Genomic DNA, 25,689 nt, shown 5'->3' with positions numbered 1-25,689 from the left:
GCCTTTATTGTCCGCCGCAGGGGGTCAATTTGTCAAATCTCACCCGCGCCTTCAGCGCCCTGGTACAGTGCACCTCAAAAGTCTTGAGCCAGAGTCTTGCCACGTCCGAGGGGCGATATGCGAAGTTCGAACCCTGGGTACCGAGGTTAACCCGAGTTGGGATGCAGGATGGCTCGGAACTTTTGACGCACTGCACTAAGATGGGGCGGGGGTGAATTGGTTGAGGGCTTGGGTGGCCAGGCGGCGGGCCTGGCGGTCGGCTTCCAGCACAGCCTGCAGGGAATCGGCCGGCACCGGCTGCTGTTGCTGCAGGGTGCGTTCGATGATTTCGGGGATGGCGGTCAAAGCCAGTCCGCCCTGCAGGAAGCGGCCCACCGCGACCTCGTTGGCGGCATTCAGTACCGCGGGGGCAGTGCCTCCCATCCGCAAGGCTTCATAGGCCAGGCGGATGCAGGGAAAGCGCTGGGGATCAGGACGGTGAAACTCGAGCGCAGGCAGCGAAAAGACATCGAACTCGGGCAGGCGCGAGGGACAACGCTCGGGGTCGCAGAGAGCGTAGAGAATGGCCGAGCGCATGTCGGTGATGCTCATCTGAGCCAAAAAAGTGCCGTCCACGAATTCCACCATGGAATGGATCACCGACTGGGGATGGACGGCGATGGCGATGTCCCGGGGCGGAATCGAGAAGAGATGATGAGCCTCGATCACCTCCAGGCCCTTGTTCATGAGGGTGGCCGAGTCGATGGTGATCTTGGGCCCCATGCTCCAGGTGGGATGGTCGAGAGCCTGCTCGACGGTGACCTGGGACAGGTCGCGCTGGGGCTGCTGGTGAAAGGGCCCCCCTGAAGCGGTCAGCCAAAGGCGCTTCACCTCGCCCTCTTTGGCCCCGCGCAAACACTGGTGGAGCGCGTTGTGCTCGCTGTCGATGGGTATCAGGCGCACACCGGTGCGCCGCACCTGGGCCATGATCACTTCGCCGGCCGCGATAAGCGTTTCTTTGTTGGCCAGGGCCACGTCTTTGCCCTCTTCCAGGGCCTTGTAGACGGCGGGCAGACCGGCGGCTCCGGTGACGGCGGCCACCACCACGTCGACCTCGGCCAAAGTGGCTGCTTCGACGATGCCCTCTTGACCTTCGGCTACCGTCACTTCAGGACGGCGGCGGCGCAACTCGCCGGCCGCCTCCCGATCGCACATGGCCACCAGACGAGGAGAGTAACGGTCGCACTGGCGTACGATCTCGTCGACATTGCCGTTGGCGGCCAGGGTGGCCACCCCAAATCGCTCGGGATAGAGGTCGACGATGCTCAGGGTGCTGGTCCCGATGGATCCAGTCGATCCCAGGACCGCCAGATTCTTTAGGCGAGGGGGCATAGGTCGTTCTCCGGGAGGCGCTATTCTACCAGACGGCTGAGCAGATAATAGGCGGGGAAGGCGAAAAGGGTGCTGTCGATGCGGTCCAACAGGCCCCCGTGGCCGGGAAGCAGATGGGAACTGTCCTTGATGTGGGCGCCCCGCTTGATGACGGACTCGAAGAGATCACCCATGATTCCAAAGAAGCCGACCGTCAGTCCGGCCGCCGCCCAGAACCACAAGGAGCGTGCGGGAAACCACATCCACCCCAAAATCAGGGCCGCCGCCAGCGAGGCGCTCATTCCGCCCAGATAGCCTTGCAGCGTCTTCTTGGGCGAAATGATGGGAGTGATCTTGATGCTGCCCCAGCAACGCCCCGCCATCAGTGCCATGCTGTCGCCTGCCCAGATGGTCAGCAGCACCAGCCAGATTTCCCAACGGGAGACTTCGCGGTAATGAGCCAGGATGCAAAGGGGCATTCCCAGGTAGAGCACGGCCAGCCAGTTGCAGGAGATGGAGGGAAAACCGACCTCGATGTTGCGAAGCGACGCCACCCCGAAAACCAGGGTCAGCAGCAGAGCCGCCAGCACGACTTCCGGCATCCAGCCCCGCCCGTAGACCCACATCCAGGGCAGCACTGCGCACCACAGATAGGTGGAGGGAAAAAACGAGAAGGAATAGGCCCTGAGCATCCTGCCCAGTTCATGGGCGCTGATGACGGCCAAGAGACTGAGGGTAGCGAGAAACCCGGCTGTCGAAGTCAACTCCACCGCCAGGACGGTGGCCAAGATCAAAGCGGCGGCGACGGTAAAGCGGATCAGCATGATTTCCGGCCCGAGGGCTGCGCAAGTTCCAAGCTCCAGGAGCCAACGCCCGAGTGAGACTCGCGAGTTGGGAATCGGATCTTGAGCGTTCGCCCGAAGGCGCTCCCTCCGGGGCAGGTGAAAGCCTAATGTCTAGGGACGGCTAAGGCAAGAAGGCTTCGCAACTTCCAACTTTCAACTTTCAACTTTCAACCACGTCCAACCCCCAAGTAAGGCTTGCGAGTTGGGGATTGGAAATTGGGAGTCCGGCCAAAGGCCGCTCACCCGGTGTGCTGCAGGGGGGCTACACGCACGCCTCCGAAGCGGCGGTCGCGCTTCTGGTAGTCGAGTATGGCTTCCAGCAGATGCAGTCCGCGGAAGTCGGGCCACAGCACGTCGGTGACGTAGATCTCGGAATAAGCGATCTGCCAGAGAAGAAAATTGCTGACCCTCATCTCGCCGCTGGTTCGGATGAGCAGATCGGGGTCCGGCAGTTCGGCGGTGTAGAGGCGGCTGCGGATGTCGTTCTCGCCGATGGGCGGCTGCAGCCCCTCTTCCAGCATGCGGTTGACCACGCCGACCAATTCCTGCCGTCCGCTGTAGCTGAGAGCCACCGTCAACTGCATGCCTTGGTTGTCGCGGGTGGCCCTCTCGGCATGGCGCAGTTCTTTGGCCACACCGACCGGCAAATCGTCGATCTGCCCGATAGGCCGGAAGCGGATGCGGTGCTTCTGCAAAGTCCCCAGCTCGCGCTGCAGGTAGTCCTTGAGGAGATTCATCAAGGTGTCGATCTCATTTTCGGGACGCTTCCAGTTCTCGGTCGAGAAGGCGTATAGGGTGAGGGCCGGAATCTCCAGGCGGGCGGTGTGCTCGACGGTGGCCCGCACGGCTTCGATGCCCGCCTTGTGGCCGGCCACACGAGGCAGCATGCGCATTCCGGCCCAGCGTCCGTTGCCGTCCATGATGACGGCCACGTGATTGGGAAGCCGCTCGGGATCGATCTGTTCCAGCAGGCGCATTTCGGCGCCGTTGCGACTCCAAACGCCCTCGAAGTTCTTGCCCAGATCTTTCATAGAGACAGGGCTTTTAGCATACCCCAAGCCCGGCGGAAATGTCGAATCCTTCGATGAGGCTAACGGGAATGAATTTTCTGAAAGGACGGTGGCGGCATGGCCGCCTCAAGAGCTTGCAGGATAGAACACCTTGATCAGGTAAAGGCCCTGCGGCTGAGCCGTAGGGCCGGCGTTGCGCCGGTCGCGTGAAGCCAGTATGCGCAGGACGTCTTCGGGCGCCCGCCGTCCGCGTGCGATCTCGAGCAGAGTGCCGACGATGTTGCGCACCATGTGCTGAAGGAATCCGTCGGCCTCGATCTGATAGCGCAGCAGGCTCCCCTGCCGGCGCAGGCGGGACTCGAAAACGGTGCGGACGTGGGTCTTGACCGAGGAAGAAGAGGCGGCGAATCCGCTGAAGTCCCAGGTGCCGCGCAGCAGGTCGGCGCCTTGACGGAATCGCTCGGGGTCGAGGCGGTAGTAGCTGTGGTAGACCCATCCGTGACGGAAGGGAGGAAGCACGGGGCCGTGATGGATGCGGTACTCGTAGAGCTTCTTGAGGGCGTCGCGGCGGGCGTGGAAAGCGTCCTGGACGCGGCTCAGCTTTTGTACCCGTATATCCCACGGCAACACACCGTTGAGAGCCCTTTGCAGGCCCTCCGCCTGGGCCGCCTCGGGAAGGCGGAAATGGGCGCATTGACCCATGGCGTGGACTCCCGCGTCGGTCCGTCCGGCGCCCACCCAGGAGACCTTCTCCAATCCCGTGATGCGGCGCAGAGCCTGGTTGAGGGCCCCCTGCACGGTGTCGCGGTCTTTTTGCACTTGCCACCCTGAATAGCGGCCTCCGGCGTACTGGAGGACGGCGCGGTACTTGGCCATCTATGGCTCCCTGGTTGCCGGCGCGCGGTCGCGGCGGACGGGTTTGCAGACGGCGCCCCGATAGAAATAGCCGAGAATGCGGGGAGCGTCCTGGAAATAGTAGCGGTGCATTTCCTCCTCCTCAAAACCGGCCGAGGCCAGCAGGGCGGCGATGTCGCGGTCGAGCCTGCAACCGTCGCCCACCAGCCTTTGCAACGGCGTGAGCCGGCGCTGCCAGCGGGCCACCCCTGCCTCAGGACTCAGTCCGTGCTCGATGAAAACGAAGCGGCCCCCGGGCTTGAGGACGCGATAGATCTCTCCCAGCGCCGCCTCCACGTCGGCAATGCTGCACAGCGTCCAGGTGCTGACGGCACAGTCGAAGCTCGCCTCGCTCATGGGCAGGCGTTCTCCATCCAGGCTGTGATGCTGCACCTTAAGGGAAGTCTCTTGCAGCCGCTGGCGGGCCAACCGGCTCATGCCTGGATTGACGTCTACAGCCTCCAGCAGGCGGACCTCATCGGGATAGTGAGGCAGGTTGAGCCCGGTGCCGAAGCCGATTTCCAGCACGCGTCCCGACAGCCCCTGCAAGGTCTCACGGCGCTGCCCCCGAATGCTTTCCCGGCGCATGCTCCAATCCATCAGGCGGGGAAAGACGTAGCGCGAATAGAGTCCCATGCAGGTCAGGATACGCCAATCAGCCGTTCTCCATCATCGGGGCGGCGAAGGAGGAGGCTGATCCCCGTCGGCGGAATCTTGAGCGTCGCCGTACTTTTGCAGCAATTGGGCGAAGCGGCCGGTGTAGCGGATGCTGTCGAGATCGGAGTGGACCCGGCGCAGTTCCTGCAGCAACTGGGGATAGAAGCGTTCCGCATCGGCCTCGAGGGCCTTCTCGAGGTGATCGAGCGCTTCTTCAGCTCGGTCCCGCTTGGCCAGCAGGAAAGCCAGGCGGAAATGAGCCAGCGGACGCTCTTCTCCGAGTTGAAGGGACTTGGAGTAGAGGGAGAAAAGGCGTTGTTCGTCTTCCTTGAGGCGGTCCAGCACCACCGCCAGACTGTAGAGGACGAACCCGTTCTCAGGTGCGCTTTGCAGGGCCCTCTCAAGGTAGTCCCGGGCCTCTTCCTGGCGTCCTGAGTCGGCCGCCAGGGCGCCGGCATTGATGAGCGAATTGAGGTCGTCGGGATCGTAGTCGAGGGCCCGGTCATAGGCGGCGATGGCTTCCCGCTTCTTGTCCTGAGCCGCCAGCGCGTCCCCCAGATGGCCCCACACCAGGGGATGCCGGGGCTCTTTGGCCAGAGCCTGGCGCAACAGTTGCTCGGCCTCGGCGTAGCGCTCCTCCTGCAAGGCCACCAGGCCTTTGTTGGCCAGGGTGGAAGCCGCTTGCGGGTCGGCCCGGGCCAGGCGCGCGACGGCTTCTTCGCGCCGTCCCAGGCTGAGCAGGAGGTCGCCCAGCAGGGCCGCCAGGCGGGGATCGGAATCGTCCAGCGACTCGGCCTCCAGGAGCCACCGGGCCGCCTCTTCCTGGCGCTGCGGATCCTGCAACAGCATCTCGCCCAGCAGGAAAGCCGACTCGTAGTCCTGGGGATGGAACTCCAGTTGACGACGCAACACCTGCTCGGCTTCCTGCGGGCGGTCCAGTTCCAGCAGCGCCGCCGCCAGAGGGTAGCGCAACTGCGGGTCTTCCTCCCGCGAGTTTTGCAGGGCCTGACGCGAGGCCCGAACCGATTCCTCAAACTGGCCCAGGTTGAAGAGGGCCCGGGCCAAGTCTGACCAGCCGCCCACGTCGGAGGGGTCCATTTCAAGTCCGGCCCTGAGCCGGCTGACCGCCTCCTGGTCGCGCCTCATCTGCAGCAGCGCGCGTCCGGCCAGGAAATGGGAGGCGGCTTCATCAGGACGCAGGCCGATGTGGGCCTGGAATTGCTGCAGGGCTTCCTGCAGGCGTCCCTGGCGCAGGTAAACCAGTCCCAGGTTGTAGCGGGCCTCGGCGAAATCCGGATCGATCTCGACCGCCTTGGCAAAGAATTCCGCCTGCTGCTCCGAGAAAGCCTGCCCGGTCCCGATCAGGGCTTCCCCCTTGCGGAACCACTCCACCGCCTCGCGATCGGGCCCTCCCTGCATCAGCACCGCCAATAACAACAAAGCCGGCAACATGCCCTTATTGAAGCACAAAGTCTTCAAAAGTATCGAAAGCGAGCCAGCAGCCGGGAGGCTGGTTGCAATCCGGCGCGCCTCATCCAGGAGCTCCGCCGTTCTTCGTATCGCCCTTGTCTTGCGAGGGGGAAGCCCTGGGGGAGAAGCCTTTTCCTGAAACCGGTCGGGGAACATCCGAATCCTTATTTTGGGTGATCCTCTAAACGTGAACGCGGGTAGGTTGCTGGAAGGCACAATGTTCGATAAACACAGGCACATGATCCTCCTGACGGGCGCTACCGGATACGTGGGGGGGCGCCTTCTCAAGGTGCTGGAAGGAAACCACAAGTCCCGGTCCAGGCAGAATCTGGAGTCGACATCTGACAGACCGCAGGCAGGGGCCGGTTACCGGGTTCGCTGTTTGGCAAGGCGTCCGGCCTATCTGGAAAAGCGAGTCGCTCCCGGCACCGAGGTCGTTCAGGGTGATGTGCTGGAAGCGGAGAGCCTTGACGAGGCCTTGAAGGGGATCCACACCGCCTTCTATCTGATCCACTCGATGGGAGACTCCAAGCATTTCGAGGAAATCGAACGGCGCGGAGCCGAAAACTTCGCCGGGGCTGCCCGGAAATGCGGCGTTCAACGGATCATTTACCTGGGCGGTCTGGGCGACGAAGAAATGAATTTGTCCGCTCACCTGCGCAGCCGTCACGCGGTGGGGGAGATCTTGCGGTCGTCCGGCATAGAGACGATCGAGTTCCGGGCTTCCATCATCATTGGTTCGGGGAGTCTTTCCTTCGAGATGGTACGCGATCTGGTGGAAAAGCTCCCGGTTATGACCACGCCGCGCTGGGTTTCGGTCAAAGCCCAGCCGATCGGCGTTCAGGATCTTCTGCAGTACCTCCAGCAAGCGATTCATCTGCGGCCGGCTGAGAGCCGGGTGTTCGAGATCGGCGGCGCCGACCGGGTAACCTACGGCGAACTGATGAAGGAATACGCGCGGCAGCGGGGATTGCGCCGCTACATGATCCCCGTCCCGGTGCTCACTCCACGGCTCTCCAGTCTTTGGTTGGCGCTGGTCACGCCCCTTTATGCCCGAGTGGGGCGAAAACTGATCGACAGCATCCGTCATCCCACGGTGGTCCGCGACGACTCGGCCTTGGAGGTCTTTTCAGTGCGGCCGCGCGGTCTGAGCCGGACCATCGCGGACGCTCTCGAGGACGAGGACCGGGAGTTTGCCGCCACCCGCTGGTCGGACGCCAACTCGGCAGGAGGCGGGCAGTCCTACTGGGGAGGCATCCGCTTTGGAAAGCGGCTGGTGGATTCGCGGACGGTTGATGTCTGTGTGCCCCCTGCCACGGCTTTTGGTCCGATCCGGCGAATCGGCGGTCGAAACGGCTGGTATTACTGCAATTGGCTCTGGCGTGTGCGGGGATTCATAGATCTGTTGGCGGGTGGGATCGGCATCAGGCGGGGACGACACAGTCCCGAGAATCTGGAGGTCGGCGAGCCTCTGGATTGGTGGCGAATCGAGGCATACGAGGCCGATCGACTGTTGCGTCTGAGCGCCGAGATGAAAGTTCCGGGACGGGCCTGGCTCCAGTTTGAAGTCACGGGTGAGGCCGGCGGATCCAAGATCCGGCAAACGGCGATCTTCGACCCATTCGGACTCTCGGGACTCGTCTACTGGTACGGAATCTATCCGATCCATGCCCTCATTTTCCGGGGCATGCTGAGAGAAATTGCCCGCAGAGCCGAGGCGCACAAGCCTCAACCCGAGGGCAAACCGCGATCCCAGGCCAGTCCCGAGGCCTCCTCATGAGAAGGTTCCCCGGCGCCACGGGATTCAATTTGAGGGCCCTGAATCCGCGGGTGGCCTAGAGGGTTTCGGTGAGGCTGATGGTGATGGGGTCGGCGCCGCTGCGGAATCCGCGGGCGGTGAGGGAGACGCGCTGAAAACGGATCTTGCGTCCGTTCTTCTCGAAACTGTCGCCCCGCAGGCGGATCAGGCGTTGAGCCGCCAGATTGGCCAGCACCCGGTCGAAGAGGCTGCGCTCCACGCCTCCAACACCGCAAACGTCCTTGTAGAGCTGAGTCGATCCCCGGTTGTCCCAGCGGCGGAGGTCTTCCAGGATGGCCCGGGCGATGTCCTGTTCATCCGCGGTGGCCTGGCGCTGCAAGGTCACGGCGGACTCTCCCGGATGGCAGACGTCGCAGTGGCCGCAGCTCCGGCCCGAATCGCGGCGGTCGCCGAAGTAGTCCACCAGGTGCACCATTCGGCAGCGGGAGCCCTCGGCGAAGTCAGTCACCTGATCGAGCTGGGCCTTCTTGTAGCTCTTCTGCTCCAGGTAGGGTTGCTGCCAGTCTCCCCCACCCCTGCGCAAGCCGCGGCGGGGATGCCCCAGGGCTCCGCCATGAATCCACAGCTTCTCCAGAGCATTGAGAAAGATTTCGGCGTCTTCTCCCGAGTCCTCAGTGAGCTGGGAAACGGTCCGGGGACGCTGGCCCAGGCGCCGGTAGGCCTGCTTGAGCACGTCCACCGCAGGATAGTTGCGGTCGTGAAAGTACTCTTGTATCTGCCGGTCGTCGCGCGAACAGAGCAGGACGGCCCGGGAAGGCTTGCCGTCGCGCCCCGCCCTCCCGATCTCCTGATAGTAGGCCTCCAGGCTGCCCGGCAGCCCGGTGTGGATGACGGTACGGATGTCGGGCTTGTCAATCCCCATGCCGAAGGCGATGGTGGCCACCACGATTTCCAGGCGCGAGCGCTGAAAGTCGCGCTGGACCTTCTCGCGCCGCTGGCTGGGGAGGCCGGCGTGATAGGCAGCCGACTTCCCCACCGCGTTCATCTGCAGTCCCAGTTCGTCGGCCTGCCGTCGCGAAGGAACGTAGACGATGGCAGGACGCCGATCCTGGTCGGCCAGAAGCTGGCGGACGGCCTCGGGACGTCCCGGCGCAGGCAGCTCAGCCACCTCGATGGCGATATTGTCGCGGCGGAACCCGTGGATGAAGCGGGAAGCGGAATGCAGATCCAACTGGGAGGCGATATCGTCTTGGACCAACTCGGTGGCGGTGGCGGTGAGAGCCACCACCGGCGCCGGACGCAACAGCGGCAAGCGCTCGCCCAGCATCCGGTAGTCGTGGCGGAAGTCGTGTCCCCAGTGGGAGATGCAGTGGGCTTCGTCGACCGCCACCAGAGCGGGCTTGCGCTTGGCCAGCATCTCGGGGAATCCGGGTACGCGCAGGCGTTCGGGAGCGATGAAGAGGAAGTCGAGGCGTCCCGCCAAGTACTCCACGCAAGCCTGGCGCGAATCGGGACGCGAGCGTCCGGAATGAATGCGCTCGGCCCTCAACTCGAGCTTGTGCAGCTTGGCCACCTGATCTTCCATGAGGGCGATGAGCGGCGAAACCACCAGCGTGGTCCCTCCCCGCACCAGTCCGGGAAGCTGGTAGCAAAGCGACTTGCCGGCTCCCGTGGGCATCACCACCAGCGTGTCCGTCCCGCCGGCGACAGCCCGACACACCTCTTTCTGAAAGGGACGGAAAGTGCGGTGGCCGAAGACCTCTTCCAGAGTGGTTTGCAGACGGTCGCGTGCGGGTGCCATGAAGGACCTATCTTACCTGTCCCCTCCGTCGTCGGCGTTCACTTCAACTGCACCTGACCCGGCTTCCTCGACCTGACGGGCAGCCGAGGCCGTTTCCTTGCTAGACTTTGCCCTCGGTGGGACGCAAGAAACACCGGGACTGGAAACTGGAGCAGGGGCAGCGCAACCAGGTGCCCTGGAAAGAGCTGCCCCGTCCACTCGACTGGACCGCCCTCTTCCGGCGCGAGGCCCCCCTGGAAGTCGAGATCGGATTCGGCAACGGCGAGTACTTGTGCGAAATCGCCGCGGACGCACCCGAGCGCAATTTCGTGGGACTCGAACTCAAGGCCTTCCGCCTCAAGAAAGCCCTTCGTCAATTAGAGCTGCGAGGCCTGGGCAACGTCCGCCTGGTGCTGGCCGACGCCCGGGTGGCCTTCCAGCGCTTCTTCCGCCAGAAATCGATCTCCCGCGTGCACAGTCTCTTCAGCGATCCATGGCCCAAGGCCAAGCACGAAAAGTTCCGCCTCTTCTCCCGCAACTTCCTGGAACTGATGAACAGCCGCCTGAGGGAGGCAGGCGAGGCCTTTATCGTGACCGACCAAGCGGCTTATTCGGAGTGGATCCTGGAGCAGGCCCAGGACACGGGCTTTGATTGCCTCCACCGTTTGACGCCTCCCCACTACGGCACCAAGTTCGAGCGCAAATGGCGGGAGGAGCGGGGCCAGCAGCGCTTTCACGAAATCCGTCTTCAAAAGCGCTGCCACATCGACCGTCCGCTGATCACCGACATCGAGTTGGAGATCCCACCCATCCAGAGCTTCCGTCCCGACTCCTTTTCTCCGGGAAGCGCCCGCGGCGACATCGTGGTCGAGTTCAGGCGGGTCAAGTGGGACGCCGACCGACAGCAAGCCCGCCTGCTGGCCATCGCGGTAGACGGCCCGCTGGTGCAAAACGTCGGGATGACCATCGCCCGCCGGGGCCCGGAGTGGAGCCTGGAGCTGCAGTCACCCCAACAGGTCGTCCCCTCGCCTTCGGTGCAGAGAGCCCTCGACTTGGCCGCCGCCGCCTGCGCATCTTCTCCGCCGGCTCGGGCCCCAGGCTCAGGCTGGACTCCGCAACCCCCTTTTCCCGAGTGATTCTCGGGGGAAAGCCGGTATTTGGCGTCTGCTATACTCAAACTCGTCAATTCATTTCTTAGGCTCAGACAACGACATTGAGGATGGGGTGGAGCGGACGCTTGGCCACCCCTCCCTTGTGGAGAACCGAGTATGGAACAGACCCTTCGTGATCTGCGCTACGCATGGAGGCGCATCAAGGCAAATCCCGGTTTCGTGCTGGTGGCCGTACTGTCCATCGCCCTGGGAGTGGGCGCCAATACTTCGAACTTCACCGTAGTCAACACATTGCTGCTGCCCGATACGCCATACAGCAATCCGGAATCCCTGGTGGAGATCTATCCCAGCAAGGGCGGCGAGGTCAGTTTCGGCACCCTCTCTTATCCCGAGTACCAGGACGTGGCGGAAGGTTCGCAAGAAGTCTTCGCCAGCGTCGGCGTGGGGACCGTTTCGGTGGTTCAAGAGAACTTCGAGGATAGAAGTGAAAGCCTGATGGCAGCCATCGTCAGCGGCAATTACTTCGACCTGGTGGGAGGCGAAGTCATCAAGGGCCGACCGCTGGCCCCGGGCGACGACCTTCTTCCGGGCGGCCATCCGGTGGCGGTGATCGGCCATTCCTTTTGGCACAAGCGTTTCGCCGGCGACCCCGACATCGTGGGCGGGACGATGCGGCTCAACGGACTGCGCTACACCATCGTGGGTGTCGCCAAAGAGGGAACCCCCAGCATCATGCCCTCGATGCAACCCGATGTCTGGGTGCCCGCCATGATGGTCAATCAGGTCACCAACTCGAATTTCGACCAGCTCAAGGCCAGGACTTATCACGTCTTTTTCGGCAAGGCCCGTCTTAAAGCCGGCGCCACCGTCGAGCAGGCCCAGGCGGCGCTGGAGCGGGTGGCCGAAGACATCCACCGGCGCTTTCCCAACTATGACGACGACTGGGCTCTTGAAGCGGTGGCTACCACCGAGGTGGGATTCCATCCGCTGGTGGACCGCTTCGTCTATCCCCTGGCCGCCATGCTGCTGATCGTTCCGGCCCTGGTCCTGCTGATCGCCTGCGTCAACCTGGCCTCCTTCCTGTTGGCACGCGCCGCCGACCGGCGCCGGGAGATCGCCGTCCGCCTGGCGTTGGGCGCCCGCCGCGGGACGCTGATACGGCAACTGCTCACCGAAACCCTGGTGATCAGCCTGCTGGGCGGGGCGCTGGGACTTCTCATGGCGCATTGGTCGTTTCGTCTGCTGGGCGTGCTCGATCTGCCGACGCCCGTGCCCTTGCAGTTGGAGATGAGCCTCGACCAGACGGCGCTCTGGTTCACCCTGCTGGTTTCGCTGCTGGCGGGCCTCGTTTTCGGCTTGCTCCCCGCTCTGCAATCCACTCGGGCGGAAGTGGCGCCGGCGCTCAAGGACGAGCCGATCTTCAAGAGGCAAAAACGCCGTTTCCGCATACGCGATTCCCTGGTGGTGGGGCAGGTTGCCCTCTCTTCGCTGTTGCTGATCGGAGCCGGACTGTTCTTGCGCGGTCTATGGGAGGCCCAGACTTCGGATCCCGGCTTCGCTCACAGCCCCACGGCCGTGACCCATCTGCGACTTGCCAAGGGCCAGTACGACGTGGATGAAGCGCGGCGCTACTTCCGCGAGGTGGCCAGGGAGGCCGAGGCGCTGCCCGGCGTGGAAGCCGTGGGAATGACCAACTTGCTGCCCTTGAGCGGCAACAACTTCTTCACCACCACCGTCAACGTGGCGGGCGCCGATCCTCCTCAGGGAGCCCAGGGCCACCGCATTGATTTCATCATCGTCGATCCTGGATTCTTCAAGGCCATGGGCATCCCCCTGGTGGCGGGAGAGAGCTTCAGCGAAAAGGACGGTCCGGACGCTGATCCAGTGCTGGTCATCAGCAAGGCCATGGCGCGCAAGTTCTGGCCTCAGGCCGACCCCTTGGGCCAGTTCGTGGTCGACCCGGCCGGCACCCAGCATCGCGTGGTGGGCGTGGCCGCCGACATCCACGTACGCCGCCTCGGAGAAGCCCCCCGGCCCTTCATCTACACGCCTCTGGCCCAGAACGACGTACTGGAAGTGCGTGTTGTGGCCAAGTCCCACGGCAACCCCAAGGGAGTGGCCCAACGGATCGCCGAGCTGGCCACCGGCCTCAATGCGGACGTTATGGTGGTAGAGAGCCAGAGCATGGATGAGCATCTGGCGCTGGTTCTGGTTCCCTATCGGGCCGGAGGCATCGTCCTGGGCATCTTCGGCGGGCTCACCGTCCTGATGGCCGCCATCGGACTCTATGGCATCGTCAAATACTCGGCCGCCGCACGGACGCGCGAGGTCGGTCTGCGCATCTCTCTGGGAGCCAATCGCAGCGAAGTCGTGCGCATGGTCATGTCGGCAGGCATGAAGCTGGTGCTGCGCGGAATCGTGATAGGACTGTTGATGGCCTTGGCCGTCAGTTGGGTCCTGAGCAGCTTTCTCTTCGGAGTGCGGCCCTTCGACCTGCTGACCTATGTGGGCGTGGCGCTGCTGATGCTGACGCTCTCGGCGGCGGCTTCGCTGCATCCGGCGCTGCGCGCCAGCCGAGTCGATCCGGCCCTGGCGCTCCGCGATGAGACCTGAGCCGGGGAAGCAAAGCGACGTCTCCGGCGTGGACGGATTGGAGAAGAATTGCAGCAGCCGATCAGCCTCCGCTGCACCTTTCTCTGAAACCTTAAGTGCAGATCTTTAAGAAAAGGCCGGCAGCCAGACCGGCGAGGAGAGCATTCATGAAGTGTGTCGCAGTTCTTGTCAACCAACGCTGTCCTTTAAGTTGCAAACACTGCTCCATCGGCTTTTCGGAGTCCTATCGGGGGACCGGCCACTCCATTTCGCCGGAGGAGATGCGCCGGCTCGTTTATCTCGTCGACACGGACGTCTACGGGATCGTGGCCATGGCGGGAGGAGAGCCCTCCCTGTCGCCCAAGACCCTTCGAGCCGGTGTCGAAGCCTGCCGGGAGCGAGGCCTGCTCAGCTACATGGTGTCGGCCCCGGTTTGGGGACGCTCAGCAGAGACGGCCCAGCGATTTCTGGACAAGGTGGGCGGAATCAACCTGATCATCCTCAGCTACGACGACTACCACTTGGAGTTCCTCTCCTTCGATCACTACCGCAACGCCGCCCAGGAGGCCATGAAGCGCAACATCCACGTGGTGTTCGAGATCTGCTATGCCCAGGAGGAGGAAAAACAGCGCCTGGTGGATTCCCTGGACAGCCTCGGGCCGCGGGCCCTCATCGCCCCGGCGCTGGTGAACTCGGTAGGCAACGCGGAACACTTCGATCTGGGGCAGGTCTGGGTCGATGTTCAAGAGGACGCGGATCTCAACCGCATTCCCCGCACCTGCCAGCTCGGCAACACCCTGCTGGACACCGAGTACACGGTGCATGGATGCTGCTGGGCCATCTGCGGCGACGACTCGCCCATCAGTCACCCCAGCAACGGAGAGGAAGCCTCCATCAAACAAGCCTTCAAGGAATTGGATGCCAACCCCGTCTATCAGTCCATGCTTCAGGCCCGCGGCTTCATCGATTCCCTGACTCCACAAGGCCGCAAGGAAGTTATGGCAGCGGTTCGAGGCGAGCGGTTCGTAACGGAGTGCGACTTGTGCATGCGCTTGATGCGAACTGAAACCAAGGGAATCTGGTCTCACTGCTGCAGCAACGACGCCGTCAGCAAAGCCTCTTAGCCCCTCTTAGCCCGCAAGTTTTCGTAGCGAGGAGGCGATAGCGCCATGCGGGTTAGCCAAGGGGCGCTTTGCGCCTCCGCCCAGCCAAGCAGTTCCGCCTGGCCGGAGCCTCCCCGCCCGTGGGGGCGGAAAGGCGCCCGGCTTCACCCGTATCAGGAAGAAGTCTCGAGGACGCTGAGGGGATCGAGATCCTCAAGCGGCGAGTCGGACAAGGGCGAGGCGGTGACCCTGGCCTGCGACTGGTCTTCGTCGGATTCCACTTCCTCTCCAGGGTTGAGAAAGCGTTCCGTTTCCAATTGCTGGTAGCGCTCGTAGAGTCCCCGGTAACGTCCCACTGGCCGTTGCATGAGTTCTTCGTGAGTCCCTTGCTCCACGATCCGGCCATTGTCCACCACCATGATCTCGTCGGCGCTGCGGATGGTGGAGAGCCGATGGGCGATGACGAAGGTGGTGCGCCCCTTGCGCAGAGCGTTCAAGGCTTCCTGGACACGCTGTTCGCTCTCCGAATCGAGGCTCGAGGTGGCTTCGTCGAGAACCAGGATGGAGGGATTGGCCAGTATGGCCCGGGCGATGGCCACCCGCTGTCTCTGTCCTCCCGACAGCTTGACGCCTCTCTCTCCCACAACCGTGTCGTAGCCGTCTTCCAGCAGTTCGATGAACTCGTCGCAATAGGCCATCCGGGCCGCCTCTTTGATCTCCTCCAGGCTGGCTTGGGGGCGGGAGTAGGCGATGTTGTCGGCAACCGAGCCGTCGAAGAGTACGTTGTCCTGCAGCACCACCGCGAACTGTGCGCGGTAGTCGTGCAGATCGATGGAGGAGATGTCGCGGCCGTCCACCAGAATCTCGCCTCTCGCGGGCTGATAAAAGTTGAGCAGGAGATTGACCAGAGTGCTCTTCCCCCCTCCGCTGGGGCCAACCAGGGCGACCGTCAAGCCCGGCTCCACCCTGAGGCTGACATCGCGCAGCACGGGGACTCCCTGCTGATAGTGGAAGGAGATGTTCCTGAACTCCACACGCCCGGCCAAGCGTTCGGTGAGGGGCTCTCCCCGCACGCGCTCTTGCTCGGTTGCCTGACCCCGGATGTCGTGAAGACGGTCGAGGCTGGCGAAGGCTTCGCCGATCTGACTGGCCACCCGGGTGATCTCCATCATGGGCTGGGAGGCCATCACCAGAAGGGTGGTGAACAGAACCACGTCCCCCAACGTCATCGTTCCCTGCAGAACGGCATATCCCCCCCAACCCATGAGAATGCCGCCCAGAGAGGTGAACGTCAGGGTCGTGATGGACTTGAATCCGCTCACCATCATGAGGGTGCGCGTGTTGAAGTCGAGAAGGCTGCGGTTGCCTTGCCGAAAGACGTCCTCCTCGGTTTTCTCGGCTCGAAAGGCCTTCACGGTTCGAATCGCCCCCAGGGCTTCGGCCAGGCGTCCGTTGACGTGCGAATAAAGCTCGGAACGCTGCCGATAGGTGGAGCGCAGTCCCATGAAGGCTTTGCCTACGTAGACCGAGTGCAGCCCCATCACCGCCACCAGGAGGGCCGTCATCTGCCAGTTCAGCCACGTCAGAATGGCCAGCGCGAAAGCGCTGGAAACCAGTCCGCCGATGAGTTCGGCAATGCCCGTGCCCACCAGGTTGCGGACCGCCATGGGATCGTTCATGACCCGGGTGGTCAGGCTTCCGCTCTTCTGGGAATCGAAAAAGCGGATGGGCAAACGCAGCATGCGGCGGTGGATATCCTCCCGCAAATCGGCGATGACCCTTTGGGCGGACACTCCCAGGTAGCGCGAAAGGCCGTAGGTGCCGGCCGTTTGTATCAGCCCCCCCAGTATGGCCAGACCCACCAGCCAGGGCAGCAACTCAGGTCTCTGCTTGGCCAGCACCTCGTCGATCATGAACTTGGAAGAGATCGGCATGACGAAAGCGCCCAGGCGGGAAAACACTAGAATCAGCAAGCCGATAAGAATGCGATAGCGATGCTTCCAGACTAGATCACGGGCCTCCATCCAAACCGATTTCGGTATCTTCATTTTCTTCATGATTCCTCTCCTAACGCCCTAAGTTCGACCCTCGATTGGGGGTGCATCGCGCCGCCGCGGGAAGACTGCGGCAGAGTTGCGATGCGTCCTTGCGCCTCGGCCTTCTGGAAACAGGAAAGGACACCGTCGGGCGTGACGATGACTCGGCGCAGGTTTTCGCCTGCCTTCAAGCGGGATCCGGCCAGCACCAGGCTGTCTGCGAGGCGCAGGGGGCCTTCCAGGACCGCCCCGGGACCGATAACCGAATTGTGGACCTCGGCCCGCTCGTGGAGGCGGGCGTCAGCCGCTATCAGGTTAGGCTGCCGCTCTTCTTCAAGGGCGGACAGATTGCTCCTCAGCAGGTCGGCGGGAAAGGACAGGTTGATGTCCTTGCGGATGACCTCGGCGGCGGAGACCCGCCTTCCCTCGTCGATCAGCACCTGGATGGCATCGGTCAACTCGAGCTCGCCGCGCAGACTCGATGGACGAGTCCTGGCGATGGCGTCGAAGATCGCTTCCTGAAAAAGGTATACGCCGCATCCCTTGAAAAGACTCTTGACGACTCTCGGCTTCTCGACCACTTTACGGACCAAGCCCTGGTGGTCGAGGTGAACTTCGAAGTTCTTGCGAACGGCCCGGGGCGAGTCCCGGCGCACGGCCAGAACGGCCGCGTCGGTGCGGGGACGCTCTCCTTGCAGCAAGGAGTCCAGTCCCTGGGCCTCGAAATAGATGTCGCCCAGAAAGAGCAGAAACGGCGTTTCGATGCGTCCCCGCAGCAGCGAGAGGGCGTGGGCGATGCCCAGAGGTCGCTTCTGTTCGACGTAGCAGACCTGCACGCCCAGGGCGGCGCCGTCTCCCAGCGCCGACCGGATGGCCTCTCCCAAGTACCCCACCACCAGGACGACCTTGCGAATGCCCAGATTCCGCAGGAGGCGGATCTGCCGCTCGATCAGGGGCCGGTTGCCGACGGGCAGCAGGGCCTTGGGCAGCGTGGCGCTGAAAGGCAACATGCGGCTTCCTTTGCCGGCGGCCAGGACGACGCCGACTTCAACTGCCGAAAACTCCATGCTCTTTCTCCTCCTCTCCTTGGCCGACAATCTGCACACGTTGCTTCACACTCGTGGACGGCCTGCCCCGAACACTCCGCTTGTAAAGCACATGAACACAATTTGTTTTGTTTTTAACATTGACATTGGCGACATTTCAGCAGGAATCGGCAATTTTTGCAAGGAAAAATTCGGAATTGGGCTCTTTATAATCCGCTTTATCGATTTCGCGTCACGTTCTGAAGCTGTCAGGGGAGAGGAAAGGATGGGCCGTTCTTCTCTCGCATAAGCAGGCAGATAAGTCAGGAATTTTATGGATGGTGACAACCGGAGAGTGAACATTGTCCGAACTAGTCAAGTCTCAACAGCCGCTTCCCACCCGATCCGACCAAGCGACCGTTCAAGAAACGGGCGACCTCAACATCAGAGACGCGATCCGTCTGTGTCGTAAGGACGAGAAGTTCCGCACGGTATTTTTCGCGACCCCCGAAACTTTGGACGAGGCTTTCGAGTTGAGCGAATCGCAGATCGCCGGAATTCGCTCGGCGGGGGAATCGAGCCCAGATCCGGAGCAGGCCCTGGTAATGCTGGAGCACCAATATCCCGCGCCTCGAGCCAGGGCGAACGGCAATTGATGCATTGCTCGGCGGGAGGAGACCACACTCGCAGGAAGCCCAATCACAACACGCGTCGCATTCATGACGCATAAAACAGGAGTTCACAATGGAAAATGTAGCAACACTCGATGTCAATGATCTGCTCCGTTTGGCGGTGCAGGACGAGCGGTTCGCAGGCGCACTGGTCAAGGAGCCTCGTCGCTTCCAGAAAGCCTTCAACCTGACTTCCGCCTCGATCGCAGCCATCTCGGAAGCCGTGACCTTCAGCGACTTCACACTCTTCCAACTGCAGCAGGATCCCTGTGGTTGCGACGGTGGCTTCGAGTACGAGTAGCCTCCTGCTCAATCCTCACATTGGAGCAAGCGGCAGTTAACGCACCGATCTTGTCCAAACGCGTTCGGACGGCCGCTTCATGTGAAGGGGCCAAACGCTCCGGGCGCCCAATCACAACGTGCGTCACTCCGTGTGACGCATGAAAGGAGGCGTTTCCAATAATGGAAAATGTAGCAACACTCGATGTGAATGACCTGCTCCGCTTGGCGGTGCAGGACGAGCGGTTCGCAGGTGCATTGGTTAAGGAGCCTCGTCGCTTCCAAAAAGCCTTTAACCTGACTTCCGCCTCGATCGCAGCCATCTCGGAAGCCGTGACCTTCAGCGACTTCACACTCTTCCAACTGCAGCAGGATCAAGGCTGTGGTTGCGACGATGGCTTCGAGTACGAGTAACCTCCTGCGCTGAACTCCGGCGCCCTCCTTGTCGAGGGTCCGGATCGGCGTTGGTATCACCATTCATTTGGACAAGCGGGCGGCGAGTCTCTCGCCGCTCGTCATTGTCTGGCTCTTGAGGCCTACAGCATGAAGTGCTTGAGTATTCACCTGACGGATCTTTGCAACAGCGAGTGTACCTTTTGCGTCGTCGCCTCCCCTTTCTATACGAAGGATACCGTCGACTATGAAGACGTCATTTCCTTCCTGGAAAGTCATCGGGGGCAGGGTTACGACGTGGTCAACCTGCACGGAGGCGAGCCCACCATCCATCCCCGTTTCCTGGAAACCCTGCAAACCATCCGCGAACTCGGATATCCGCAAATCCACCTGCAAACCAACGGGATACGCCTGGCCAAGCGCGAGTTCACCGAGAAGCTGGTCGATCTGAACGTCACCAAGTTCATCGTCTCGCTGCACGGCGACACGCCCGAGTACCATGATTCCCAGACATTCACCAAGGGCGGCCTGAAGAAGACCCTGCAGGGCATGCGCCACGTCCATTCCCTGGGAGTGCACATCCGCACCAATACGGTCATCACTCACCAGAACCTGGAGCGGCTGCCCCAGATCTCCCGCCTGGCCTGCGAGGTCGGCGTTTCCCATGTGAATTATTCCAATCTCCATCCGGTGGGCAGCGCCCGCCTGTCGCGGAGCCGGCAGATGGCCACTTTCGAAGAAATCCGCCGATATCTCTATCCTGCCGTCGATTTGGTTGTGGGGGAGGGACGTACGGTAACCCTGGAGGGTTTTCCACACTGCACCATCGGAGGAGGCCGCGAAAGGCTCCACCTGTGCAACGAATATCGCGACATCAAGATGCTGGTGAGGGGAGACGTCCTGGAACACTACGACACCTTCATGAAGGAGCAGATGGCCGTCTTCGGTCCGCCCTGCCAGGGCTGCCCCTGGAAGGAAGACTGCACAGGCGTCTATCCCGAGTACATCGAATACAACGGCTGGTCCGAGTTCGGTGCAAGCCTGGCCTCCAGCCGCGACCGAGGGGGCAAGGAAGGACTGGCGGTGGGATCATGATCAAGACACTTCCGGAATTCGCATCCGTTTTGGTCAGCGTCACCGAAGGCTGTCACGTGGGCTGCGCCCACTGCGGATTCATCGGCTCCATCCGGGACCGCGAGACCGATCCCGAGGAGTTGTGCCGATGGGTGACCGATACCTGTTCCTACGGCGTGCCCAACATCATCTTTACCGGCGGGGAACCCTTCGAACGATTCGAGGTGCTGCGCAGCGGCGTTCTGGCCGCCACCAGCCAAGGGACGATGAGTTCGCTCTTCACCAGTTCCTATTGGGCCACGTCGGAGGACGTGACTCTCTCCTACCTGGAACAGCTCAAGGGGCTGAAGCGCCTCTACCTGAGCACCGACATCTACCATCAGCGCACCGTGCCCTACGAAAACGTCCGCAACGTGATCCGCGTCGCCGACCAGTGCGGGATCGAGGGCATTACCCTGTGCATCACTTACGCCACCGACGAGGACCTGGGGAAGGTCAGGTCGGAATATCAGGAATTCGAAGACCGGGTCCGCTTTTACGAATCCCGCGTGATCCCCACCGAGTTCATCGGGCGCATCCTCAGGGAGCAGGATCCGATGACCAAGATCTCCGAGGCCGATTACGGCCCCAAGTGCTGGCTTGAAACCCCCATCATCAATCCCAACGGCGACGTCTTCGCCTGCCACATCGGAAAAGTGGGCGCACACGGTTCAATGGAAGATCTTCCTTATTGGCTGGGCAATCTGAGGCGCCAGCCCTTCAGGGAGATCATGGAGAAGGCCCGTTACAAGAAGGAATACCAGTTCTTGCGCACTCACGGGCCGGAAGGAATCGCCCGCCTCTACCAGGAGTACTCGGACACGCTGGAGCCGGCCGTCGGACGCGATGAGTTCAGCGAGGCTTGCGACATGTGTTTTTCGGTGCTGGTCAGCCAGGAAGGCCGCCAGTGCCTGAGCGAATTCACCAGCCGTCCGCAGGTGCAGGAAGAAATCAACATCCGCCTGGCTCTCCGCTTCGGGGAAGCGCCGGTGGACTTCTCCCAAGGTCCTCTCGTTTCCCTGGAGGTGGCTCAGTGAAGCACTTGATACTGGCCCTATGCACCCGCGGATGGGGAGAAACCGTCCTGGGCATCCGGATGGCCCACGAACTGCGCAGGATCGGGCACGAGTGCGTCTTTCTCACTCACGAGGGTGCCGGGCCCCTGTTTGCCAATCTCAGCTTCCCGGTCATGAAGATGGGCGATCACGCCACCATGTCCGAGTTCCTGACCATCGCCCTGCGCCTCTTCTTCGACCAGTGCAAACCGGACTCGATCATCCTCGCCGACTATTACACGACCGACTTGGCCTTCGACAAGTCGAAGACCTCCCCCCAATTCCTGAAGGAGTTTCAGGTGCCCCTGGGAGCGATCGATACCTGGGACCTGAAGCGTTGCGGCCCTCACATGGACACCATGTTCGACGTCACCCGCAAGATTCCCGATTGGTCCGACCTGCTCGATTACCGCTTGACGCCGGTTCCCATCGCTCCCGTGGAAGCGGGTCCGGGGGGAAGTCCCTATTGCTGTCTGCCCCCTGCGCCCCGGCAGCGCGTCATGAAGAAGGTCAGCCGCCACGTCCGCCGCTCGCTGGGAGTCGGCGACGAGGAGCGCATGGTGCTCTTCCTGACGGCAAGCTGGCAGCACAGCCAGTTCACCAGCGAGAACTGCAACCGGATCAAGCGCTGGCTGCCCGAGCTCCTCTCTCAGTACCTCAGCAAGCTGGGTTCCAACGTCCACCTGGTCCACGTCGGCCCTGCAGCTCTCCCGCTCGAGATGAACGGCCAATACCGCTGGGTCCCCTCCTGCGCGCCGGATACCTTCAACGCGCTGCTCTCGGGAGCCGACTTGCTGCTGGGGTTCAACGTCTCGGCCAGCACCATCGCCAAGGCCATGGTTTACGGCCTCCCCTGCATGCTGCTGATCAACAGCCATTTGGTGAAAGGAACCGACGATCTTTCCCAAGCCATCGGAGGCGGCGTCTCCAGTGAAATGAAGGCCTGGCTCAAAAAGGCGGCGCCCGTCCACCCCTATTACATGTGGCCGGTAGGCTTCTTCGAATTCATCGCCCCTCTGCTGGAGAACAACGAATACTGCGACGCCATCCCCTCCTTCGAAGTCCTCGACGAGGAACGGGTTTTAGAGGAGCTGGACAAAATGCTTTTCAATGCCACCGCGCGAGAGGAGCAAGTCGACCGTCAATTCCACTATGTCGAGCGCCTTCGACAATTGCCCAGCGCGGCCACTTTGGTAGCCGATCATGTCCAGTAACCGAAGTGTCACCAGATCTTCTTCGGCCGGCTTGAACGCCATGCCCATCGCGCATAGCGCCACTCGGCGGAGCAGAGCGCGGCGTCTTCTGTTGGTGGCGATTCACGACCGTTCCTGGGGCCGTACCAAGATGGCCGTGCGGGCCGCTCGCGACCTCCAAGAGGCCGGCTATGAAGTGGAGTTCCTGGTCCACGAGTCCACTCGGGCTCTTCTCCAGGGCGGCCCCTTCAGGTTCCAGACCGTGCGCAACCACATCGGCGGCTTGCTGCGGCTTTTGATCGACGCCCGCGTCAGCAGCTTCAAGCCGGGCGGGATCGTCTATTTCGACTTCTTCAACACCGTCAACCTGTTGCACCGCCTGGGAATCGGCGACTCCCGCTTCCTGCTCGGATACGACTGCCTCACGGCGTCCCTCGACACCTGGGACTCGGCCCAGACCGGCCATCTCATCGACTTGCCCGACGGAAGCACGCGCAGCCTGGTTCTAGAGCAAGCCGAAGAAACCCTGGGACTCTATGCCCAGATCGAGCATCGTCTGATACCGGTCCCGGTTGCCGCCTGCGACGGCCGCAGGGGGAAGTTCCGCTGTCTGCCCGACTGGCGGACCTGCCGGTGGGATCTCGAAGCCCGTCAGCGACTGGGATTGTCGCCGGGAGAGCGCTTGGTGCTCTTCCCCACCTCGCCCTGGCAGCAACCCGATCGACTGCCTGCGGACAGCCGCGGCTTGGCCGGCTTGCTGCCTCGAATCCTCCACCGCAGCCTCAGCAAGCTGGGTTCCAGGATTCACCTGGTGCACGTCGGCCCTTCGGCCCTCGAGCTGCCCCAGGAAGGATGCCGATATCATTGGCTGCCCTCCTGCCGGGCCGAGGAATTCGACTCCCTGCTGGCGGCCGCCGACCTGGTGGTCAGCGGCAACATCGCCGCCACCACCAACGTCAAGGCCATGGCCTTTAAGACCCCCCTGCTGGTGCTGCGCAACTCCCGACGCCTGCGGCGCCCCGGCGACCTGGAGGAAGTCGAGAGATTGGATAACGGTCTCAAGGGACTGCTCAAGAGCGCCCTGCCCATCCACCCCTTTACGGTGTGGCCGCTGGGCTATCAGCGCTTCCTCGAACCGATCCTCTCCGAAAACGCCTACTGCGAATGTTTCGACTGGATTGAGATGCTCGATAGCCAGAAGCTCGAGGAGCGGGTCGAACAACTGCTTTACAGCCCGCTAGCCCGGCAAAGCATGTGGCGACGGCAGGAGGCTTACCTCGACAGCGTATCGAGGCTGCCGTCGGCCGGAGAATGGATGAACTCTTATTTGAACTAGACCCCGGCCCCGAGAGGCGGCCCTGGGCTGAAGAACATGCAGAAGCGACATCCGGCCCCAGAGAAAGGGTCGCGATGAACGACGGAGGTTTCACGATGAGCGAAAGCAAAGGACCAGTCGTCCTGGTCATGGCTCCGGACGGCAGCGAATACAAAATCGACGTGTTGATCGGACGCATGCCGACCTTCGGAATGTATTACGTGGCCTCCTCACTGGAGGAGTCCGGCTATCCGGTCGTGACTCTCAACCGCCAGTGGGATCCGCCCAACCCCCTGACGCTGGCTTCGGAGATCAACTCTCATCAGCCCAGTCTGATCGGCTTTACGCTTTATGACCAGACGCTTCCCATGGCCAAGAGCACCCTTTCCTTGCTGCGCCTGGCCTACAAGGGTCCCATCGTGGTGGGGGGCTACACTCCCACCTTTCACGCCGAAGACCTGCTGCGCCAGTGGCCGGAGATCGACTACGTGGTGATGCGCGAGGGGGAACACGCCATCGTGGCCCTGATGGAGCATCTGGAAGGAAAGCGCCCCATCGAAGAGGTACCCAATCTGGTCTACCGCGACAATGGAGAGATCCGTTTCAACCCCGAGCATTCGCTGGTGGACGTGACCAAGATCCCCTGGCCCGTGCGGGAATGGCCGCAGCAAGGCGACGTCACTCCCATCGTCACCCGGCGGGGCTGCATGAGCCGGTGCACCTTCTGCTCGATGGTGCCTTTCTACGACACTTCGCTGGGGCCCATCGTGAGGCGCAGGGAACCGTCCGACGTGGTCGACGAGATCGCACACTGCGTCGATCAGGGCGCCACCAACTTCATGGTCTATGACGATGATTTCGGCATGTCGGCCAAGTTCGACCGTCAATGGTGCCAGGACTTTCTCGACGAAATCCGCCGCCGCAAAGTGACATTCTGCTGGGGCATCGAAACCCGGGTGGCGGACGTCATCAGGGGCTCGGCGCTGCTGCCGGAAATGATCGAACTGGGACTCTCCCACATGTCGCTGGGCATGGAATCGATACTTCCCCGTCAGTTGAAGCTGTACAACAAGGGCTACAAGCAGGAACACATCTTTCAAGCCCTCGAAATCGCCGAATCGCTTTCCATCGACTATCAGACCAACGTCATCTTCTGGGATCCCTGGATCACCATGGATGAAGCCGCCGAGCATTTGGCCCTGATGGACCAGATCAAGATTCAAGAACAACTGGGCAGCGCCAACTTTCCTCTCTTCTCCAACAAGCTCCTTCCGCGCAAGGGCACCAAGGTCCACGACATGTTGAAAGAGCAGAACATGCTGCTCACGCGGCCGGGGTCTTTTTGCCACTTCGACTTCGACTTCGTCGATGACCGGGTGCAGCAGTTTTTCAACACCGTCTTCTCCCCCTTCAACGTCAATATCCGCAGCAACGACCGGCCGCCTGCGATCTGGCTTCACGTGCCTCACCTGGAGTATGCCGGACACAAAGAACAGGCAGCGAGATTGCGGACCTGGGCCAGGGAGATCGCCCACGTCGACTATGAGTACTTCCACAAGCTCCTGCACACCGGGATGGAGATAGAGGACCTGGCGAGCCAGCAGGCTAAGGACGTCTTTTCCGAAATCCACGACGAATTCGCCCCCCGCATCAACGAGTGCCTGAGCCGCGCGCCCAGCCTTGAGCTGCATGCGGCCGAAACGGCCTGACTTACTGCCCCGAGTTCACGTCTTCAGAGGACGCATCCGTCCCCTGGTCCTGCTGCTCGAGCAGGAAGGTGACCAAGTGAGCCACGTGCTCGATGTCGACCAGGGCGGCGTATTCGGGCATGGCCGAAGGCTCGTCGCAGGGCAGTCCCTGCTCGCATTCGGGGGCGATGAAGGCGTTGGGCTCGAGGATCGACTCGTAGATGTATTGTGCCGCCGACTTGCCCTCGATGCGTGAGGCCGCCGCCGTTCCGATGCGGCCCAGATGAGGACCGATGATGTTGCTGTCGGGAACCCCGGGATCGCCGTGGCAGGCCACGCAGCCGTAGGT

Annotated in this window: 22 protein-coding genes; 12 read left to right on the top strand and 10 right to left on the bottom strand. The window is 62.2% G+C overall.

The genetic code is table 11. The features are described from left to right. Positions 1 to 195: 195 nt before the first annotated feature. The 6 genes from VLU25_11280 to VLU25_11255 form a co-directional block, all read right to left on the bottom strand. On the bottom strand, positions 196 to 1,371 hold the full coding sequence (locus VLU25_11280) for a 1-deoxy-D-xylulose-5-phosphate reductoisomerase (GenBank protein ID HSR68515.1): 1,176 nt from the start codon (positions 1,369 to 1,371) through the stop codon (positions 196 to 198). Between the two features lie 20 nt (positions 1,372 to 1,391). Continuing rightward, positions 1,392 to 2,174 (bottom strand): phosphatidate cytidylyltransferase, encoded by a 783-nt coding sequence (locus VLU25_11275; GenBank protein ID HSR68514.1) that lies wholly within the window; start codon positions 2,172 to 2,174, stop codon positions 1,392 to 1,394. Between the two features lie 260 nt (positions 2,175 to 2,434). Then, a complete protein-coding gene (locus VLU25_11270; GenBank protein ID HSR68513.1) occupies positions 2,435 to 3,226 on the bottom strand; it encodes an isoprenyl transferase in 792 nt (263 codons plus the stop codon). 105 nt (positions 3,227 to 3,331) lie between these two features. After that, the gene (truA, locus tag VLU25_11265; GenBank protein ID HSR68512.1) at positions 3,332 to 4,081 is read right to left on the bottom strand and encodes a tRNA pseudouridine(38-40) synthase TruA; all 750 of its coding nucleotides are present in this window, start codon (positions 4,079 to 4,081) and stop codon (positions 3,332 to 3,334) included. Next, positions 4,082 to 4,735, bottom strand: a complete 654-nt coding sequence (locus tag VLU25_11260) for a class I SAM-dependent methyltransferase (GenBank protein ID HSR68511.1) — start codon at positions 4,733 to 4,735, stop codon at positions 4,082 to 4,084. Between the two features lie 33 nt (positions 4,736 to 4,768). Next, the gene (locus tag VLU25_11255) at positions 4,769 to 6,208 is read right to left on the bottom strand and encodes a tetratricopeptide repeat protein (protein HSR68510.1); all 1,440 of its coding nucleotides are present in this window, start codon (positions 6,206 to 6,208) and stop codon (positions 4,769 to 4,771) included. A gap of 235 nt (positions 6,209 to 6,443) precedes the next feature. On the opposite strand from VLU25_11255, the gene VLU25_11250 reads away from it, so the two are divergent. Beyond that, a complete protein-coding gene (locus VLU25_11250; GenBank protein HSR68509.1) occupies positions 6,444 to 8,006 on the top strand; it encodes an SDR family oxidoreductase in 1,563 nt (520 codons plus the stop codon). A 55-nt stretch (positions 8,007 to 8,061) separates the two neighbouring features. Here the strand turns inward: VLU25_11250 and VLU25_11245 are convergent, their stop codons facing one another. Beyond that, a complete protein-coding gene (locus tag VLU25_11245; protein ID HSR68508.1) occupies positions 8,062 to 9,786 on the bottom strand; it encodes an ATP-dependent DNA helicase RecQ in 1,725 nt (574 codons plus the stop codon). A gap of 116 nt (positions 9,787 to 9,902) precedes the next feature. Here VLU25_11245 and trmB point away from each other — a divergent pair, with 116 nt between their 5' ends. The 3 genes from trmB (at position 9,903) to VLU25_11230 (ending at position 14,593) form a co-directional block, all read left to right on the top strand. Beyond that, complete coding sequence (gene trmB, locus VLU25_11240) at positions 9,903 to 10,901, top strand: tRNA (guanosine(46)-N7)-methyltransferase TrmB (GenBank protein HSR68507.1); 999 nt, start codon at positions 9,903 to 9,905, stop codon at positions 10,899 to 10,901. Positions 10,902 to 11,033: 132 nt separating this feature from the next. Beyond that, positions 11,034 to 13,490: an ABC transporter permease gene (locus tag VLU25_11235; protein ID HSR68506.1), complete on the top strand. Its 2,457-nt coding sequence runs from the start codon at positions 11,034 to 11,036 to the stop codon at positions 13,488 to 13,490. 146 nt (positions 13,491 to 13,636) lie between these two features. After that, a complete protein-coding gene (locus VLU25_11230) occupies positions 13,637 to 14,593 on the top strand; it encodes a radical SAM protein (GenBank protein ID HSR68505.1) in 957 nt (318 codons plus the stop codon). Positions 14,594 to 14,745: 152 nt separating this feature from the next. Here the strand turns inward: VLU25_11230 and VLU25_11225 are convergent, their stop codons facing one another. Next, positions 14,746 to 16,629: an ABC transporter ATP-binding protein gene (locus tag VLU25_11225; protein HSR68504.1), complete on the bottom strand. Its 1,884-nt coding sequence runs from the start codon at positions 16,627 to 16,629 to the stop codon at positions 14,746 to 14,748. Continuing rightward, complete coding sequence (locus VLU25_11220; GenBank protein HSR68503.1) at positions 16,626 to 17,675, bottom strand: sugar phosphate nucleotidyltransferase; 1,050 nt, start codon at positions 17,673 to 17,675, stop codon at positions 16,626 to 16,628. Before VLU25_11220 ends, VLU25_11225 begins: the two co-directional genes overlap by 4 nt. Positions 17,676 to 17,995: 320 nt before the next feature. Between VLU25_11220 and VLU25_11215 the strand changes: the two genes are divergently transcribed. The 8 genes from VLU25_11215 (at position 17,996) to VLU25_11180 (ending at position 25,361) form a co-directional block, all read left to right on the top strand. After that, a complete protein-coding gene (locus VLU25_11215; GenBank protein ID HSR68502.1) occupies positions 17,996 to 18,289 on the top strand; it encodes a hypothetical protein in 294 nt (97 codons plus the stop codon). Between the two features lie 88 nt (positions 18,290 to 18,377). Next, positions 18,378 to 18,605, top strand: coding sequence for a hypothetical protein (locus tag VLU25_11210; GenBank protein ID HSR68501.1), 228 nt, complete (start codon positions 18,378 to 18,380; stop codon positions 18,603 to 18,605). A gap of 161 nt (positions 18,606 to 18,766) precedes the next feature. Next, positions 18,767 to 18,997 (top strand): hypothetical protein, encoded by a 231-nt coding sequence (locus tag VLU25_11205; GenBank protein ID HSR68500.1) that lies wholly within the window; start codon positions 18,767 to 18,769, stop codon positions 18,995 to 18,997. A gap of 129 nt (positions 18,998 to 19,126) precedes the next feature. Continuing rightward, complete coding sequence (locus VLU25_11200) at positions 19,127 to 20,071, top strand: radical SAM protein (protein HSR68499.1); 945 nt, start codon at positions 19,127 to 19,129, stop codon at positions 20,069 to 20,071. Continuing rightward, entirely contained in the window at positions 20,068 to 21,126 is a 1,059-nt protein-coding gene (locus tag VLU25_11195) for a radical SAM protein (GenBank protein HSR68498.1), read from the top strand. The genes VLU25_11200 and VLU25_11195 overlap by 4 nt, the downstream gene beginning before the upstream one ends. Then, on the top strand, positions 21,123 to 22,358 hold the full coding sequence (locus VLU25_11190) for a DUF6365 family protein (protein HSR68497.1): 1,236 nt from the start codon (positions 21,123 to 21,125) through the stop codon (positions 22,356 to 22,358). The genes VLU25_11195 and VLU25_11190 overlap by 4 nt, the downstream gene beginning before the upstream one ends. Before the next feature lie 94 nt (positions 22,359 to 22,452). Next, positions 22,453 to 23,673 (top strand): DUF6365 family protein, encoded by a 1,221-nt coding sequence (locus VLU25_11185; GenBank protein ID HSR68496.1) that lies wholly within the window; start codon positions 22,453 to 22,455, stop codon positions 23,671 to 23,673. 95 nt (positions 23,674 to 23,768) lie between these two features. Then, positions 23,769 to 25,361 carry a radical SAM protein gene (locus VLU25_11180; protein ID HSR68495.1) on the top strand — a complete coding sequence of 531 codons (1,593 nt, stop codon included), beginning with the start codon at positions 23,769 to 23,771 and terminating at the stop codon, positions 25,359 to 25,361. Position 25,362: 1 nt separating this feature from the next. Here VLU25_11180 and VLU25_11175 read toward each other — a convergent pair. Beyond that, on the bottom strand, positions 25,363 to 25,689 hold a 327-nt coding region (locus tag VLU25_11175), incomplete at its 5' end, for a hypothetical protein (GenBank protein HSR68494.1).

This window comes from Acidobacteriota bacterium, from assembly GCA_035471785.1.
Lineage (GTDB): Bacteria > Acidobacteriota > UBA6911 > RPQK01 > DATIPO01 > JANQFM01.
Note: the sequence above shows the minus strand (reverse complement) of the source record. Positions and strands in the feature narration are given on the sequence as shown.